18 protein-coding genes are annotated in these 16453 nt (G+C 40.2%); 5 read left to right on the top strand and 13 right to left on the bottom strand.

Annotation, left to right across the window (positions count from 1 at the left end; all coding sequences use genetic code 11):
* Positions 1–31 precede the first annotated feature (31 nt).
* Positions 32–799 carry a 23S rRNA (guanosine(2251)-2'-O)-methyltransferase RlmB gene (rlmB, locus tag IWX76_RS01340; RefSeq protein WP_196858061.1) on the bottom strand — a complete coding sequence of 256 codons (768 nt, stop codon included), beginning with the start codon at positions 797–799 and terminating at the stop codon, positions 32–34.
* Positions 800–930: 131 nt separating this feature from the next.
* Between rlmB and dnaB the strand changes: the two genes are divergently transcribed.
* The gene (dnaB, locus tag IWX76_RS01335; RefSeq protein WP_196858060.1) at positions 931–2493 is read left to right on the top strand and encodes a replicative DNA helicase; all 1563 of its coding nucleotides are present in this window, start codon (positions 931–933) and stop codon (positions 2491–2493) included.
* Positions 2494–2507: 14 nt separating this feature from the next.
* On the opposite strand, the gene chrA is transcribed toward dnaB, so the two are convergent.
* Both chrA and IWX76_RS01325 read right to left on the bottom strand, forming a co-directional pair.
* Positions 2508–3707 (bottom strand): chromate efflux transporter, encoded by a 1200-nt coding sequence (gene chrA, locus IWX76_RS01330; protein ID WP_334640942.1) that lies wholly within the window; start codon positions 3705–3707, stop codon positions 2508–2510.
* Between the two features lie 11 nt (positions 3708–3718).
* The gene (locus tag IWX76_RS01325) at positions 3719–4027 is read right to left on the bottom strand and encodes a tetratricopeptide repeat protein (protein WP_334640940.1); all 309 of its coding nucleotides are present in this window, start codon (positions 4025–4027) and stop codon (positions 3719–3721) included.
* A 73-nt stretch (positions 4028–4100) separates the two neighbouring features.
* Between IWX76_RS01325 and IWX76_RS01320 the strand changes: the two genes are divergently transcribed.
* Genes IWX76_RS01320 through IWX76_RS01305 form a run of 4 tightly spaced genes read left to right on the top strand, consistent with a single transcriptional unit; the run spans position 4101 to position 7810 of the window.
* A complete protein-coding gene (locus IWX76_RS01320) occupies positions 4101–4838 on the top strand; it encodes an electron transfer flavoprotein subunit beta/FixA family protein (protein ID WP_196858058.1) in 738 nt (245 codons plus the stop codon).
* Positions 4839–4875: 37 nt separating this feature from the next.
* A complete protein-coding gene (locus IWX76_RS01315; protein ID WP_196858057.1) occupies positions 4876–5847 on the top strand; it encodes an electron transfer flavoprotein subunit alpha/FixB family protein in 972 nt (323 codons plus the stop codon).
* A 39-nt stretch (positions 5848–5886) separates the two neighbouring features.
* Positions 5887–6501, top strand: a complete 615-nt coding sequence (locus IWX76_RS01310; protein WP_196858056.1) for a bifunctional nuclease domain-containing protein — start codon at positions 5887–5889, stop codon at positions 6499–6501.
* Between the two features lie 43 nt (positions 6502–6544).
* Positions 6545–7810, top strand: a complete 1266-nt coding sequence (locus tag IWX76_RS01305; RefSeq protein WP_196858999.1) for a nucleoside permease — start codon at positions 6545–6547, stop codon at positions 7808–7810.
* A gap of 91 nt (positions 7811–7901) precedes the next feature.
* Here the strand turns inward: IWX76_RS01305 and IWX76_RS01300 are convergent, their stop codons facing one another.
* The 10 genes from IWX76_RS01300 to IWX76_RS01255 all read right to left on the bottom strand — a co-directional run bounded on the left by IWX76_RS01300 (position 7902) and on the right by IWX76_RS01255 (position 16409).
* Complete coding sequence (locus IWX76_RS01300; protein WP_196858055.1) at positions 7902–9188, bottom strand: citrate synthase; 1287 nt, start codon at positions 9186–9188, stop codon at positions 7902–7904.
* Between the two features lie 52 nt (positions 9189–9240).
* Complete coding sequence (locus IWX76_RS01295; RefSeq protein WP_196858054.1) at positions 9241–9771, bottom strand: DUF3347 domain-containing protein; 531 nt, start codon at positions 9769–9771, stop codon at positions 9241–9243.
* A gap of 94 nt (positions 9772–9865) precedes the next feature.
* Positions 9866–10405, bottom strand: a complete 540-nt coding sequence (locus tag IWX76_RS01290; protein ID WP_196858053.1) for a hypothetical protein — start codon at positions 10403–10405, stop codon at positions 9866–9868.
* A gap of 88 nt (positions 10406–10493) precedes the next feature.
* Positions 10494–11423: a tRNA (adenosine(37)-N6)-dimethylallyltransferase MiaA gene (gene miaA, locus IWX76_RS01285; protein ID WP_196858052.1), complete on the bottom strand. Its 930-nt coding sequence runs from the start codon at positions 11421–11423 to the stop codon at positions 10494–10496.
* Positions 11420–12229 (bottom strand): hypothetical protein, encoded by an 810-nt coding sequence (locus tag IWX76_RS01280; RefSeq protein ID WP_196858051.1) that lies wholly within the window; start codon positions 12227–12229, stop codon positions 11420–11422. The genes miaA and IWX76_RS01280 overlap by 4 nt, the downstream gene beginning before the upstream one ends.
* Positions 12220–12555, bottom strand: coding sequence for a hypothetical protein (locus IWX76_RS01275; RefSeq protein WP_196858050.1), 336 nt, complete (start codon positions 12553–12555; stop codon positions 12220–12222). Before IWX76_RS01275 ends, IWX76_RS01280 begins: the two co-directional genes overlap by 10 nt.
* 45 nt (positions 12556–12600) lie before the next feature.
* Positions 12601–12975, bottom strand: a complete 375-nt coding sequence (locus IWX76_RS01270) for a response regulator (RefSeq protein ID WP_196858049.1) — start codon at positions 12973–12975, stop codon at positions 12601–12603.
* 86 nt (positions 12976–13061) lie between these two features.
* The gene (gene topB / locus IWX76_RS01265) at positions 13062–14903 is read right to left on the bottom strand and encodes a DNA topoisomerase III (protein ID WP_196858048.1); all 1842 of its coding nucleotides are present in this window, start codon (positions 14901–14903) and stop codon (positions 13062–13064) included.
* A gap of 111 nt (positions 14904–15014) precedes the next feature.
* Complete coding sequence (locus IWX76_RS01260; RefSeq protein WP_196858047.1) at positions 15015–15917, bottom strand: histone deacetylase family protein; 903 nt, start codon at positions 15915–15917, stop codon at positions 15015–15017.
* A gap of 3 nt (positions 15918–15920) precedes the next feature.
* Complete coding sequence (locus tag IWX76_RS01255; protein ID WP_196858046.1) at positions 15921–16409, bottom strand: pyridoxamine 5'-phosphate oxidase family protein; 489 nt, start codon at positions 16407–16409, stop codon at positions 15921–15923.
* Positions 16410–16453 lie beyond the last annotated feature (44 nt).

Raw genomic sequence — 16453 nt, 5'->3', positions numbered from 1 at the left:
GATCTTGACTATACCTTATTGATTGCGGTGTTTAAGCCGTACGTTGCCTAATAGCTTCATACAAAATCACACCTGTAGACACGGAAACATTTAAGGAACCAATTTCACCGAACATCGGGATCTTAGCCAGGTGATTGGCCATACGCATGATTTCATTAGAAACGCCATCATCTTCAGCACCCATCACAATCGCTGTAGGCGCTGTATAGTCAGGTGTATAAATCATATCAGTTGTTTTCTCTGTACAGGCTACTATTTGTAACCCACACTCTTGTAGGTACAATGCTGCTTTATGTAAATTGGCATGACGACATACCGGAATGTTAAACAAGGCACCAGCAGATGTTTTTATGGCATCAGCATTAATCTGTGCAGAGTTTTTAGTAGGCACTAAAATGGCATGAACACCCGCACATTCTGCAGTCCTTGCAATGGCACCCATGTTTCTTACATCCGTAATTCCGTCCAGGATCAGGATCAATGGGGTTTCGCCTTTTTCGTATATAAATGGAATAATATCTTCAATTTTTTGGAAGGTAATAGAAGAAATGACAGCAATCACACCCTGGTGATTTTTCTGTGTCATTCTATTTAGTTTTTCAACAGGAACCGTATGGATAGGTGCCTCAACTTCTTTCAATAAGGGTTTTAGTTCTGTAATCAAGTCGCCAGATAATCCCCTTTGGATGTAGATGCTTTCAATTTCTTTACCTGCTTTAATAGCCTCTATTACAGCACGAATACCAAATACAAACTCATTATTTTCTTTAGGTCTTCCAGACCTTTTAAAGTTTTCCATACGTATATATTAATGCGCAAAAGTAGCGCAAATAAAAAGATTTTCTGCATAAATATTTTTCAGCACCTGGTTAGGAAATAATGTTCATAAACATTTATTGATGGGCATTTAATTTTGACTAATTTTGCTGCATGAGTATCGATACACAGGGGCAAGAGAAATCAAATTATACAGCAAGAAAGACCAGGTTAAGCAATACAGCAGGTGGCATGGGCAGAATACCACCACAAGCTATTGATTTGGAGGAAGCTGTTTTAGGTGCTTTAATGCTTGAAAAAGATGCCCTATCTACGGTAATCGATATTTTGAAACCTGAAGTTTTCTACCAGGAATCTCATAAAAAAATCTTTGAAGCCATTCATTTGCTGTTTCAAAAATCAAAACCCGTAGATATTTTAACCGTTACTTCTGAGTTACGAAACCTGGGAACCCTGGAAATGGTTGGTGGTGCATACTATATTACTAACCTAACCAATCGTGTGGCCTCTGCCGCAAATATTGAGTACCATGCTCGTATTATTTCACAGAAATACATACAAAGAGAACTGATCAGGATTTCCTCCGAGATCATTCAAAATGCCTACGAAGATACCACCGATATTTTTGACCTCTTAGACCACGCAGAAAAGAACCTGTTTGATATTGCCCAAAATAACTTGCGTCGTGATACGCAAAAAATGGATGAGATCATTAAGCAGTCTTTAGCCACGCTAGAGGAGCTCAGAACAAAAACTGATGGTTTAACCGGTGTACCTTCTGGATTTACTGACCTGGACCGGATTACAGGCGGCTGGCAGAAATCAGATTTAGTCATCATCGCTGCACGTCCGGCGATGGGTAAAACCGCTTTCGTGCTTACCTGTGCAAGAAATGCTGCCGTTGATTTCCAAAAACCTGTGGTGGTGTTCTCCTTAGAGATGTCGTCAGTACAGTTGGTTAATCGTTTAATTTCTGGGGAAACAGAAATCGAACAGGAGAAAATCAGAAAAGGAAACCTGGCAGAATGGGAATGGCAACAATTACACAGTAAAATTGGCCGCTTAACAGAAGCCCCTTTATTAATAGATGATACCCCAGCATTAAATATCTTTGAATTCAGGGCAAAATGCAGAAGGTTAAAATCTCAATACGATATCCAGATGGTCATCATCGATTACCTGCAGTTGATGCACGGTAAAGGCGAAGGTGGCGGTGGTAACCGTGAACAGGAAATTGGTAGTATTTCAAGGGCATTAAAATCGGTAGCTAAAGAGCTAAACGTACCGGTGCTCGCCCTTTCACAGTTGAGTCGTGCCGTGGAAAACAGACCCGGACAAAACGGTAAACGACCTTTACTATCCGATTTAAGGGAATCTGGTTCCATTGAGCAGGATGCCGATATGGTATTATTTTTATACCGCCCGGAATATTACGGCATTACAGAAGACGAACAAGGCCGTTCACAAGCCGGGATTGGTGAAGTGATCATCGCCAAACACCGTAACGGTGAAACCGGCATCGTTCCACTTCGTTTCATTGGTAAATATGTGAAGTTTGCCGATTTAGAAGAAAACTTTATGCCTCAAAATGCTTTTGCTATTGACAGCCCAGGTGCAGGCATGCTTCCGTCGCCAGAATTTGATCGTCCATCAGGTAACGTCATCATCAAGCCATCTAGAATGGACGATATGCAAGATGAAGACGCTCCTTTTTAACAAGGGCCAGAAAATTAAATAAAGTAACCTAATAACATCACGGCGATCACCAGAAACGGCGGACTAATTCTAGTAAAGTTCAATATTAAAAAGGTGACCGTCATGATGGTCATGGACACCGGATCCAGGCCAATGGGTTTAAGCAATAGCATAAATGCAGCTACTATAAAACCAACACTTACGGCATTAATCCCTGCCAATGAATATTTTATACGTGTTATCTTCTTTAAATCGTCCCAAAAGGGGACAATAAAAAGCACCAGAATTAAACCTGGTAAATTGATACCTACTACCGCAATGATCCCTCCTGCGATTTGACCAAATACACCATAGCCGAAATTCTTCATGCTGAGCGCACCTACATAACTGGTAAAAGAAAATGTAGGTCCAGGGAGTGCCTGCTGCAAGGCAAAGCCCGATAAAAAATCGGAAGCCATCAGGTATTGTTTCATTTGCACAAACTCCGTGAACATGAGGGGCACCAGCACCTGTCCACCACCAAAAATGAAGATTCCATTTCGATAGAAATTTTCAAACAACCTGATCGGTAAACTGAATGGGGATGTCGTGTTGATTAAAGCACCTAATAGGGCCAAAAACAGCAATACACCAATCAGGTAAGCCAGTTTTCTGGGATTTACATTGGAAAAAAGGCGAACCCGGAGGTCGGTTTCTTCCCTCGGACTACCAATGGCCGAAGAAACAATGCCACCAATGAGTATGGCTAATGGGAAAACATAGGCGTTTTGAAGCACCAGTGTGGCTACCACAGAAGCTACAGCTAACATGATGGCCATTTGGTTGACCAATACTTTTTTTGATAAATGAAAGGCAGCATAGGCTACAATACCCAACGCAACAGGTTGTATGTATTGAAGAATATTGGCAAAACCAGCCTTTTGATCCACCCTGGCAAAAGTAATGGCCACGAAGGTCATCATGGCTGCAGATGGTATTATCCATATCAAAAAGGTGATCAAGCTAAGCTTTAAGCCCCCTACCTTATAAGCTATGCCCACAAGTGTTTGCGTAGAAGCCGGTCCAGGTAAAATCTGCGCAAGTGCATTCAATTCCAGCAAATCTTCTTCTGACACAAATGGCGTATTTTTCACAAAATACTTCAGTAAAAGTGCCATATGCGCTTGTGCACCGCCAAAAGCCGTAAAAGTAAAAAGGATTACGTTTCGCAAAAATAACAGCTGTCTATTTTTCAAGGTACAATAACTTAGTCATCTTCATAATCCAAGCCCATAGCAGAATTATAGGCAGCCTGTAATTCTGAAAGTGCATGGTTGTCTCTTTTCTTACGGGCAACCTCCATCCCTTTTTGGTAAACCATAACCGCTTTGGAAAGGTCATCAGTTTTTTCATATAATTTACCCAAATGATAATAAGTGCCAACATAATCAGGATGTTCGTTCAGGAGGATGTTATAATAGTAAAAGGCCTTTTCTGAGTCCTTGAGGCTGTTATATTCTGTAGCCAAAGCATAAATAACAAAAGGATCCTGAGGATCACTCTTTAAAAATTCCATTAAGGTGATTAATCGGTTACTTTGCATTTTAAATCCCTGCTTTTTTAATTAGATTTGCAAAAAGACAATTTTTATGAAAATATTAGTTTGTATCAGTAATGTGCCCGACACAACGACAAAAATAACTTTTACTAACGATAATACACAATTCAATACAGCAGGCGTACAATTTATTGTTAACCCTTATGATGAAATTGCGTTATCGAAAGCTATTGAACTTTGTGAAGGTGGAAAAGGAACCGTAACGGTGTTAAATGTTGGCGAAAGCAACACCGACCCAACCATTAGAAAAGCCTTAGCAATCGGAGCAGACGACGCAGTAAGAATCAATGCAGCTCCTCGTGATGCTTATTTTACTGCTTTTCAAATTGCCGAATATGTGAAGGCTAATGATTTCGATATGATCCTTTGTGGTCGCGAATCAATCGACTACAATGGAGGCCAGGTGGCTGCTATGGTAGGCGAATTTTTAGCTATTCCATCCATCTCTATTATCAAAAAACTTGACTATGACGGTACCACAGCAACCTTAGAACGCGAGATTGAAGGTGGTAAGGAAGTGGTAACTGTTACCGGAAAATTCATTGCCAGCTGTGCAGAAGGTGTTGCAGAAGCTAAAATACCTAACATGAGGGGAATTATGTCGGCCAGAACTAAACCATTAGTGGTTGTAGAGGCTGTTGCTATTGAAGAAGTAGCCAAAGTGGTGAAGTTTGATACCCCGGCACCAAGAGGAACAGTTAAATTAATACCTTCGGAAGAAGCAACGAAATTAATTGATTTATTACACGCAGAAGCAAAAGTGATCTAAGGATTAATCTTGTACCCTAAACATTTAAAAAGATAATATGTCAGTATTAGTATATATAGAACAAGTCGATGGTAAGTTTAAGAAATCCGGTTTTGAGGCCGTTTCTTATGCAAAAGCAATCGCCACTGCACAAGGAACCAGCCTGACTGCGATTTCAATCGGGAACGTTGAAGAAAGTGAACTTAAAGAATTAGGTAAGTACGGAGCGTCGAAAGTTCTAAATGTCAATACAGACCAGTTAAATAGCTTTGTTAACCAGGCTTATGCTTCGGTTATTGTAGAAGCGGCAAATAAAGAAGCTGCAGACATTCTGGTGTTGTCAAACTCCTTTTCCGGAAGAGGTTTAGCACCACGTATTGCGGTAAAACTTCAGGCAGGTCTTATTGACGGTGCTGTAGAACTACCTCAAACAGATGGCGGTAAATTTTCGGTGAGAAAAACAGCTTTCTCTGGTAAAGCATTTGCTGTAACAGAACTTACCTCAGCAAAAAAGGTAATTGCTTTGATGCCAAATGCTTTCGGTGTTAAAGAAGTAAATGAAGAAGTAACCATTGAAGCTTTTGCTCCTGAAGTTAAAGCTACTGACTTCAGTGCCATTGTGAAAGAAATTGTAAGGGCTACCGATAAAGTTTCTTTGCCTGATGCTGAAATTGTTGTTTCTGCTGGCCGTGGACTTAAAGGTCCGGAGAACTGGGGCATGATTGAAGAACTTGCTGAGCTTCTTGGTGCAGCTACGGCTTGCTCTAAACCAGTGTCTGACGCCGATTGGAGACCACACTCAGAACACGTTGGACAGACCGGTATATCGATCAGTCCTAATTTATATATTGCCGTTGGCATCTCTGGTGCCATACAGCATTTAGCTGGGATCAGCTCCTCTAAAGTAATCGTTGTCATCAACAAAGATCCTGAAGCACCTTTCTTTAAAGTGGCTGATTATGGAATCGTTGGCGATGCCTTCGAAGTAGTACCTCAATTAATCGAAGCGTTAAAAGTACATAAAGGATAAAATAACAGGCAGGTTCCGGCCTGCCTGTTATTCTTTCATATGAAAAAAGTAAAACTTGATATTGTTGGTTTATCCTATAGCCAGACCCAATCAGGCGCTTATGCACTGGTATTGGGAGAAGTAAATGGAAGAAGACGACTTCCTATTATTATAGGTGCGTTTGAAGCACAGGCTATTGCCATCGAATTAGAGAAGATGACGCCAAGCAGGCCGCTTACGCACGACTTATTCAAGTCATTTGCTCAGGCCTATCATATTCAAATACAGGAAATTTTAATCTATAACCTGGTCGATGGTGTGTTTTTCGCCAAACTAATCTGCTCAGATGGAGTAAACGTCCGTGAAATTGACGCCAGAACATCCGATGCCATCGCCTTAGCCGTTCGTTTTAAAGCGGCCATCTACACCTATGAATTCATTATTTCCTCCGCAGGTATCGTAATAGAAGGAAATGATTTGCTTTTCCTGGAAAACATGGATAGCATGACTAAAGAAAAGGGCTCCGAAGATATTTCTACTTCCATTCCTGGAAATAATTACAAATCTTTATCTGTAGAAGAACTGCAAAAGAAATTGCAGGAAGCCATTGCCGAAGAAGCTTATGAAAAAGCTGCCCGATTAAGGGATGAACTTAACAAAAGAAATTCATCTTAATCCTATTTAGTCCTATCATCCACCCTTACCTCACACCTCTATGATGAATGTTAAGATCCGCTTAACGCTGATGAATTTTTTGCAGTTTTTTATATGGGGTTCATGGCTTCTGACGATCGGAGTTTACTGGTTTCAAAACAAACAATGGTCTGGCACTGAATTCGGAGTTATTTTTTCTACCATGGGCATATCTTCCATTTTTATGCCTGCCATCATTGGTATTATTTCTGACCGTTTTGTTAATGCAGAAAAACTATTGGGTATCCTACACATCTGTGGTTCCATTGTGTTATTTAGTCTACCAATGGTAACAGATCCAGGCACATTTTTCTGGGTGATCTTGCTCAACATGATCTTTTACATGCCCACCCTGTCCCTATCCATTACGGTGGCTTATTCAGCTTTAAAAAATGACAACAAGGACGTCGTAAAAGATTACCCACCCATTAGAATTTGGGGTACTATTGGCTTTATTGCTGCATTATGGACCGTTAGCTTAACCGGAAATGAAGCCAGTTCTAATCAATTTTACATTGCATCTGCAGTGTCTATGATTTTAGGAATCTATGCTTTTACCCTTCCTAAGTGTCCGCCACTGGCTAATCAGGTAAAAACAAAATCTTTTGTTGATGCTTTAGGCTTAAGGGCTTTTACTTTATTGAAACAACCCAAGTTTGCGGTTTTCTTTCTGTTCTCTATGTTGTTAGGGGCGGCTTTACAGCTGACTAATGCCTATGGCGACACCTTTCTGCATGATTTTAAAAATGTACCGGCCTATGCCGATTTACTTGCGGTTAAATATCCTGCCGTGATTATGTCCATCTCTCAGATTTCTGAAACCTTATTTATATTGGCCATCCCTTTGTTTCTGAGAAAATTTGGGATTAAATATGTCATGCTCTTCAGCATGCTCGCCTGGGTATTAAGGTTTGGTCTTTTTGCTTATGCAGATCCTGCCGGTGGTTTGTGGATGATTGTATTGTCATGTATTATCTATGGAATGGCATTTGATTTCTTTAACATCTCGGGTTCTTTGTTTGTAGAAACACAAGTAGATGCCAAGATGCGTGGAAGTGCGCAAGGTTTATTTATGATGATGGTCAATGGCTTTGGTGCACTTTTTGGAAGTTTTGCCAGTGGTTTAATCATCACGGAGTTTTTCACCTATGCCGATCAAAGTAAAGACTGGACGAATATCTGGCTCACTTTTGCAGGCTATACCTTGGTGCTAGCGGTTATCTTCCCCTTTGTATTTAAATACAAACACAACCGTGCAGAAGAATCAGCCATTAAAGCCATGAACAGTTAAACAAATAAATTCCTATCCTATAAAAAGGCCTGCCTTCATTGTTCATGAAGGCAGGCCTTTTACTTTTATACCAAATGTAGTATTGCTTTTCTTATCTGTTTTCGATGTTTACAAAATCCCTGTTGGTGTGACCTACGTAAATCTGACGTGGGCGACCGATTGGTTCTTTGTTTTCATGCATTTCTTTCCATTGTGCAATCCACCCTGGTAAACGTCCTAAAGCGAACAACACGGTAAACATATCCGTAGGGAAACCTAAAGCTCTGTAAATGATTCCAGAGTAAAAATCAACGTTAGGGTAAAGTTTACGTTCTACAAAATATGCATCGTTTAATGCTGCTTCTTCTAATTTCTTAGCTATTTCTAATACTGGATCATTGATACCTAATTTGTCCAAAATGTCATCACAGGCTTTTTTGATGATTTTTGCACGTGGATCAAAGTTTTTATAAACCCGGTGCCCAAAACCCATCATGCGGAAAGGATCATTTTTATCTTTCGCTTTGTTAATCCATTTCTCCGTATCACCACCGTCAGCTTTAATATTCTCAAGCATTTCAATCACGGCCTGGTTAGCACCACCATGTAGCGGACCCCATAAAGCAGAAATACCTGCTGAAACCGATGCATAAAGGTTACAATCAGAAGATCCCACCATCCTTACTGTGGATGCAGAGCAGTTCTGCTCATGATCAGCATGAAGAATCAAAAGGGTATTCATCGCAGTAACCACTACCGGATCAATTTCTACTTCTTCAGTACGCTGGCCAAAAATCATGTTAATGAAATTGGTCACGTAATCGAACTTATTTTTTGGATAAATAAGCGGGTGACCTAAAGATTTTTTATAAATAAACGACACGATGGTCGGGAATTTAGCTAACAACTTAAGCATGGTTTGATCCATGGTTTCAGGTTCTGAGTTAGCAACAAGTGATTCAGGATAGAAAGTAGACAACGAGCACACCAAAGAGGCCAGCTGAGCCATTGGATGAGATTTAGAAGGATATCCATCTAAAAACTTTTTCATGTCTTCGTGGATCAGCGTATGGCGGCTAATTTGAGATTGAAAACTTTCAAGTTCAGCCGTTTTTGGAAGATCACCATAGATTAGCAGATAAGCTACTTCAAGAAAAGTTGATTTTTCGGCAAGTTCTTCAATACTGTAACCACGATATTTTAATATTCCTTTTTCTCCGTCTAAGAATGTTATAGCGCTTTTAGTAGAACCTGTATTTTTGTAACCGAAGTCGAGCGTGATATAACCAGTTTGTTCTCTTAATTTTGAAATATCTATTGACTTTTCGCCTTCCGTTCCCGTAATAACCGGGAATTCGTAAACTTTTCCGTCAATCTTAATCTCTGCAATTTCTGACATATTTAATTTTTTATAATAACAAAAGTAACTAATCTATATTAATTGAGGTTGATTATTTAGTATGAATTTCTTCTAAAACGGCACCACAATCCATCATTTCGTCGCCGTAATAAGGGTTTTGGATTTGCTTTTCAGAAGCTAACCACTCGCCTCCATCGCCATTGTTAGCCATTGGACAACGTTGCACGTAAATGGTACCTGCAGTTAAATCAGCATGTTTAAATAAGGCGATGATGTCAGAACTAAGAAATGTAAATTCTTTACGCTGATCGGCAATATTTTTAGCCTCAGCGATTTTCTTAGCAATTAAGGCAGTGTTCTCACAGCCTGCATAACCTGCAAGTTTAGCCGACAATTCCGATGCTGCCGGACGAGCCTGCTCAAAGTTTGTGGCCACTAAGGCATCTTTTAAAATAATGTAATGGTTATAGATCTCCTGAACCTGTTGATCGTCTAAAGCTATACTAGTTGCGGTGCTATCCACCTGTACAGCTGTACTATCCTGAGTTTGATTTGCGTTTTCTGTCGCACTATTACAAGAAAACAAGGCAAATAGTAGAACTACACCTATATATTTATTCATATGTTTTGTTTTTTGCTCAAAATAGCATTTTAAATTTGAATAAAAAAAAAGCCCCTGAAAAAATCAGGGGCCTCATAATTTTGTGAGTTAGTGATTACAATTTAAATCCATAAGCTAAACGTAAAGCTACGTGGCCTACATTTTTCTCATAAGCTGGGTTAGCTTCTCTAGCGCCTGAAATACCTTCATATTTAACACCTAGGTCTAAACCGCTACTCCATGAGTAACCAATAGCTGGCGAATACAAGAATCCGATTTTAGCATCCTCGGTTACACCAAAAGCAGCACCCACTTCAGCTAAACCATAAAGACCTGATCCTGATTCATTAAAGAAAACTTTAGCACCGGCTTTAACGGGGATATAGCCATAATCTTGTTTAAAGTTTGCACCACCAATGTTAAGGTCTTTTGCAAAGAAATGCGTGTAACCAACTGTTACTGGAATTGACAATTGTTGTGATACATCAAATTGTAAACGAGCATCAGCACCTAAGGTTAAGTTATATTGATCTGTAGTTGGAATACCTGCATTAATACCTATTCCTAATTTAGGGCCTTGCGCATTTGCATTTGTAGTGAAGAATAAAGCTACTGCAGCTACTGCAGATGCTAAAAATTTAGTAGTTGTTTTCATAATTGTGTTGTTATTTCGTTTAAAAGCCATTTTTACCTGGCTCCATGGCTTAAACAAATTGCATGCCACGGTACAATTATGTTTAATTTTATTTTAAATTAACCTGCATCTTTAACTCCTTAATTAACTTTGCAGCCAGGTCATCTTCCTGGTCAACAGCATACCAATGGATCTGAACCCCGTCTTTTTCCATTTTTCTAAAAAATGTCATTTGTCTTTTTGCGTACTGACAAATGGCAGTATACAAGCGTTCCTGTAACTGATCAAAACTGATCTCCTGCTGTAAATAAGAAACCACAAATTTATATTCTAAACCATAAAACACCAGCATCTCAGCCGTAACTCCTTGTTTGATTAGGCGTTGTACTTCTTCAATTAAACCCTCTTTCAACCTGTATTTCAGTCTTTCATAAATTCTGTTACGACGGGTTTCTACTGATGAGGTTAAGCCAATAATATGGGGTTCCAAAGTTGGGCGTTCTCGGGGAATCAAGGTATGGTGCGTCAGGTAATCGGCGATTTCTATCGCCCTGATAAGCCTTTTACTGGTCGATAAATCGGCATGCTCCCTACATGCGATAGGAAAAGTGAGTAATTGATCTTCCAAATCTGCCTTAGTCTTCAGCAAGAGCGCATCCCTTAATGGTAAATTGACAGGAATAGCCGTGTAATGGTGGTTTTGTAATAAACTATGGATGTACATACCTGTTCCTCCGCAAAGGATTGGCAGTTTAGCCCGCTTTTTAATATCGACATAGGCTTCGTAGAAATCATCTTTAAAGGCATCAACCTGATAACGGCTGCCTGCTTTCTTATGATCAATTAAATGATAAGGTACCTGTTGGCCATCGATCATGTATTCATTAAGGTCTTTTCCCGTGCCAATGTCCATGCCTTTGAATACTTGCCTGCTATCGGCACTAATAATTTCACCATGTAAAGCATGGGCTATAGCTACAGCTAACCTGGTTTTACCCGAAGCTGTAGGGCCTAATATAATGATAAACGGCTCCTTCATGACAAGTCCAATACATATTTTAAATTGCCGGTATTAAATATTTCCAGGCAGGTACCTACCCCTGCTGCATCCAAATTTCCAGCTAATTGTTTAGCCGAATAGCGTTGCAGACTCTCCGCGTCGAGGTAAAAACGGACAGGGGCTGTAATGGCTTTTAATTGGAACCCTGCTGCCAGATAGGCTTTGCCATGCGACCAATCCCGGTCTGCATAACTCATCAGGTCATTGGGTTTAGCCATTTGCACATAATGTTTTATGAGTTTCGAAAGTCCGCCGGTAACCGTAAAGCCGTCTTTAGTAGCAAACCTGATCAACTCTGCTGAAGTGTGATCCTTCGCTCGATCTTTCATAGTTCTTTTATTGCTAAATGAGGCTACCGCAACCAGTTCCTCCTGCAAAACTAATCCAAAATGGTAACGACCCCCGGCGCCTCCCTGCAGGTGATAAAGATTAAGAAAGTTTTCAGCGGCGGTTTTAGTAATCTTAATAACCTTGGTGCTACGTCCGTGTATACGCTTATTTATGCCTACAAGTGATTTTAGCCTGCTTAACACTTGTTGCTTGCGACTTAACCATACATCCTGCCATAAGTGGATAAGCATTTTGTCTTCAGCCAAATAACGCTCCTGCAACCCAATTAATGTATCAGGTGACCATTTGGAAGGAATGGAAATCAGGTTAATTATAACCTGAGTCTGATGTAACCACAACAATTCAACATCTCCTATCACCTTCCATTCAACAGATAGGTTTTCCAGTGTCAATAGTTGTTCAACTTCTTTAGTCCAGTCTACATTTAGACCCATTCATTCTCTTTAAACTTTTTAAAACCAGTGGCAAATATTTCTTCTATCTGGTTTATCATCACCTCATCTAAAGTTTTAATCTTAACATCTTGCTGACCGTCAACTCCTTTGTGCTCAAATCCTGTACTTACCAGCACATGATCAGCAGCAATGCTCACACTGCCAAAGAAACTTTCCGTCCTTTGCTCCCCTTCAACCGTGATGTTTTTTTCGCTCCATAAATCATATAAAATTTCACTGTTGGTCCGGTTAGTAAATCCTAGTACGGCATAAGGTTGTAAGGCAGCTCTAATTGTTTGAAAAATTTCTATAAGGTCTGTTTTCATAAGGTTGATTGTTCTATTTACTAAAATAACATTTATAGCTGTCTATTAATTGCTTTCTTTATTTAGGTAGAAGGCTATCTTTTGAAGAAGCTCATCCATATCAAAAGGCTTTTCCAAAAAATCATCTGCACCAGCTTCTTTAGCTGATCGTTCCAGTTCAGTACTTGCAGAAATCATAATGATCGGCATTTTTTTGCTGCTTTCCTGGGCTTTCAATTGCTTACACACATCACGGCCATCTGTTCCTGGCATCCAGATATCCAGCAATAATAAGTCAGGGAAATTATCATGAATATCCAGTAAGGTTGCACCATTAGGCGTAGAACTCACTTCATAACCCCCAAATTCTAACATCGCTTCTACAGCATCTAGTATCCCCGGATCATCATCTGCAATCATTACTCTTTTCTGTGTATTCATGTATGTGTGTGTGTTCTGGTAACCTGTATAGAATGAAAAACAGATTTGTGCAAAAACAGTACCACAACCACATAAAGTGCAGGTTATTAATTAGTTTTCACCTCCATTTTATTTAGTAGTCCTGCTCCCGCAAGCAGTAACTCATTTGTAATCGTTCTAGTATAATCAGAAATTTCCGTTTTAAAATCCATTACCGATGCGCCTCCTCTAATTTCTTCCAATCTCTTTTCCCATTGGCCTGTTAATTCAGCCTGAGCAATTTTCTGATCCTTCACCACATCATAGACAGCTAAGCCTTTCTGTGTGGGGATTAAATTTCTTTTTTCCCGAATAATATATTCACGGGTAATTAAAGTTTCAATAATAGATGCACGGGTTGCAGGCGTACCTAAACCAGTGTCTTTCATTGCATAACGCAACTCCTCATCTTCTATTTCTTTACCTGAAGTTTCCAAGGCTTTTAAGAGCGATGCTTCGTTGTACATCGCTTTTGGTTTGGTTTGCTTTTCCAGTAATGCTTTCTCAGGGAGGGGCAAATGCTCCCCTGCTTTCACTTTTGGAAGCGAAGGATTATCCTCGTCTTTTTTATCTTCGTCCTTATCATTTAGCACAGAACGCCAGCCAGCAGCACGGATAACCGTACCATTAGCAATAAATATAGACCCACTGGAAATGGTAATTTTAGTAATTTCTTTTACACATTCCTGGTGAAAGGCTTCCAGCATGCGTCCAATAACCATATCGTAAATGGCTTGTTTATCATCACTTAATCCATATACGGGTTCGCCAGTGGGTAATATAGCATGGTGATCAGTTACCTTCTTTGCATTGACACTTCTTTTATTTAGCGGAATGGTTAGCAGGAACTCAGCTTGTTTACCAAACTGGGGGTGTGACTGTGCCTTCTCTATTAAAGCCGGAATATTGGCAAAAATGTCATCGCCTATATAACGACTTCCAGTTCTGGGATAGGACACCAGTTTACTTTCATACAGGTTTTGCAATAAACCTAATGTTTGATCGGCAGTAAAACCTTTCTTTTTATTGGCCTCCTGTTGCAAACTACTTAAATCGTGCAATAATGGTGGGGGTTCTTTTCTTGGTTTAGCCTCTACATCAATTACCTCTGCCCCTAACGGAAATCCAGATTTAAGGTCTTCTATCTTTTCAAATAGTGCCTCGGCATCCTCTTTTTTATCAAAGTTATTGACCGACATGGCTTTAAAAAGCTGTCCGTCCTTATCTACCTGTATAGCCAACTGGTAATATGCCTGTGGCACAAAGTTCTTCACTTCCAGGTAACGGGAACAAATCATGGCCAGGGTTGGTGTTTGCACGCGCCCTAAGGATAATACCGACCTGGAACCTGCAGATATACTTAATGCCTGTGTAGCATTCATACCCACCAGCCAATCTGATTCAGAGCGGCAATGTGCAGAATTGAATAAAGTATCGTAATCTGTACCGGGTTTTAAGTTTCGGAAACCGTCTTTAATGGCCTCATCTGTTTGGGAGGAGATCCATAGCCGCTTGAAAGGTTTTTTACAACGCAAAAAGTAATAAATATATCGGAAAATCAGTTCACCCTCCCGCCCGGCATCGGTGGCTACTATGATCTCTGTTGCCTCGTCAAACAGCGTTTTTATAATGTCTAACTGCTTTTTAACAGAAGGATCATCAACAAAACCGTCTTTGGTTTTCACCTTACGGATAGCAAGTTTGAATTTTTTGGGTAACATGGGCAAATGCTGCCTGCGCCAACCAATAAAACCATATTCTTGTGGGGGTGCCAATTGTAAAAGATGGCCGAAAGCCCAGGTAAAAGTATAGCCTTTACCTTCTATATATCCATTTTTCTTGGTCGTTGCCCCAAAAACCTTTGCCAGCTCACGTGCAACGGAAGGCTTTTCTGCAATTACAACTTTCATTAAATAGGGTTAAGTCCGGACCGCCAAATTTCATTAAAATTATCCTAATTCAGACTAAAAATTACCAATTTACAATTTGCTTAACACAAGAAAGTTAGCTTTTGAAAACAGCTAACCAAAAATATCACGGGCCAACTTAAAGGTATTACAATGCGCGTCAACGATGTCTTTGAGCTGGGGAGAATAACCTCCACCCATGCTAATTTGAAGTGGGACCCCCGCATCGCGGCAATGCTGGAGCACCAGGCGGTCCCGCTCTTTACAGCCTTCTTTTGTAAGGGCAAGTTTACCCAGTTTATCGGTAGCTAATACATCAACCCCGGCCAGGTAAAACACAAAATCAGGCTGCTGCTGTTCAAATAAAAGTGGTAATGTTTCAGCCAGTTTACCCAGGTATGGCGCATCTTTAAGTCCTTCCTCCAGGGGAATATCAAGGTCAGATTGCTCTTTTCTAAAGGGGAAGTTTTTATCGCCATGCATAGAAAAAGTAAACACACAGGCATTCCCTTGAAATATTTCGGCTGTACCATTTCCTTGGTGCACATCTAAATCAATGATTAAGATTCGCTTGGCCAGGTTATTATTTACTAGGTAGTTGGCAGCAATGGCCTGGTCGTTGAGCAGGCAAAATCCCTCCCCCCAAAAACTTCCTGCATGATGCGTGCCGCCAGCCACATTAAAGGCCACACCTGTTTCCTGAGCAAACCTGGTTCCATCAATGGTGCCTTGTGCTATTCTTTGTTCACGTTCTACCAACTGGGCAGTTAATGGGAATCCGATGCGCCGCTGTTCGCGCGGTGGCAAGGTGAGGTCACGAAGGGATTCCCAATAAGCTTGTTCATGCGACCATAAAATTAACGGTTCGGCAATTGGCTCGGGTTCAAATAAATTTGCGGCAGAAATAATACCTTCATGTAAAAGCTGCTGAGGAATCAGTTCATATTTAAGCATTGGAAAACGATGCCCTTCAGGAAGTGGATGTGCATATAAAGGATGCCAGGCGATTTTAATCAAATTTTAGAACTTTAATTTGTCGTGGTGCCCTTCATCATATTGTTCGCCGGTTACAATTGCTTTTAACATATTAATGGCAACAACCATTTTTGAGGAGGTGCTGTCCCAGTATTCTGCTACCACAGGAGTAATTTTAATCAGGATCAAATTAGGGTCTGCAGAGCCATCAGGAAACCAGGCTTTATCAATTGCTGAAAAATAGCTGTCTTTTTTACGCTGGTCATCTACTAATTCCGCCTTTCCGTTAACGTACATATAGGTATTGCTGGAAGGGTTGCTATAAATTAGGGAAACCATGTTATCTCTTGATATTTCCGTAGTTTTCAGCGTGTACTCATTGGTAAAAAACCAAATGCTTCCATCGTCTTCCACATTGGCCGTTGCCATTGGGCGACTGGAAAATTCGTTATTTAGTGACAAGGTGGTCATCATGCATGTACGCACATCCTCAATCTTCTCTTTTAGCAATGTTATATTTTTCTCCGTTTTCATAAGCTTTGGATTTGAATTTTATGTTTGTCATATCCAACAGCACA

This window comes from Pedobacter sp. CAN_A7, from assembly GCF_015752175.1.
In the GTDB taxonomy this organism is placed as follows: domain Bacteria; phylum Bacteroidota; class Bacteroidia; order Sphingobacteriales; family Sphingobacteriaceae; genus Pedobacter.
This window is presented reverse-complemented; position numbering and strand designations above follow the sequence as displayed.

Coding starts and splice junctions, on each gene's coding strand:
- IWX76_RS01290 (WP_196858053.1), bottom strand. CDS start 10,405: ATGAAAACAACTACTAAATTTTTAGCATCTGCAGTAGCTGCAGTAGCT.
- IWX76_RS01275 (WP_196858050.1), bottom strand. CDS start 12,555: ATGAAAACAGACCTTATAGAAATTTTTCAAACAATTAGAGCTGCCTTA.
- IWX76_RS01255 (WP_196858046.1), bottom strand. CDS start 16,409: ATGAAAACGGAGAAAAATATAACATTGCTAAAAGAGAAGATTGAGGAT.
- IWX76_RS01280 (WP_196858051.1), bottom strand. CDS start 12,229: ATGGGTCTAAATGTAGACTGGACTAAAGAAGTTGAACAACTATTGACA.
- IWX76_RS01305 (WP_196858999.1), top strand. CDS start 6,545: ATGAATGTTAAGATCCGCTTAACGCTGATGAATTTTTTGCAGTTTTTT.
- topB (WP_196858048.1), bottom strand. CDS start 14,903: ATGAAAGTTGTAATTGCAGAAAAGCCTTCCGTTGCACGTGAGCTGGCA.
- rlmB (WP_196858061.1), bottom strand. CDS start 799: ATGGAAAACTTTAAAAGGTCTGGAAGACCTAAAGAAAATAATGAGTTT.
- IWX76_RS01315 (WP_196858057.1), top strand. CDS start 4,876: ATGTCAGTATTAGTATATATAGAACAAGTCGATGGTAAGTTTAAGAAA.
- IWX76_RS01320 (WP_196858058.1), top strand. CDS start 4,101: ATGAAAATATTAGTTTGTATCAGTAATGTGCCCGACACAACGACAAAA.
- IWX76_RS01295 (WP_196858054.1), bottom strand. CDS start 9,771: ATGAATAAATATATAGGTGTAGTTCTACTATTTGCCTTGTTTTCTTGT.
- dnaB (WP_196858060.1), top strand. CDS start 931: ATGAGTATCGATACACAGGGGCAAGAGAAATCAAATTATACAGCAAGA.
- IWX76_RS01270 (WP_196858049.1), bottom strand. CDS start 12,975: ATGAATACACAGAAAAGAGTAATGATTGCAGATGATGATCCGGGGATA.
- IWX76_RS01310 (WP_196858056.1), top strand. CDS start 5,887: ATGAAAAAAGTAAAACTTGATATTGTTGGTTTATCCTATAGCCAGACC.
- IWX76_RS01325 (WP_334640940.1), bottom strand. CDS start 4,027: ATGGAATTTTTAAAGAGTGATCCTCAGGATCCTTTTGTTATTTATGCT.
- IWX76_RS01300 (WP_196858055.1), bottom strand. CDS start 9,188: ATGTCAGAAATTGCAGAGATTAAGATTGACGGAAAAGTTTACGAATTC.
- miaA (WP_196858052.1), bottom strand. CDS start 11,423: ATGAAGGAGCCGTTTATCATTATATTAGGCCCTACAGCTTCGGGTAAA.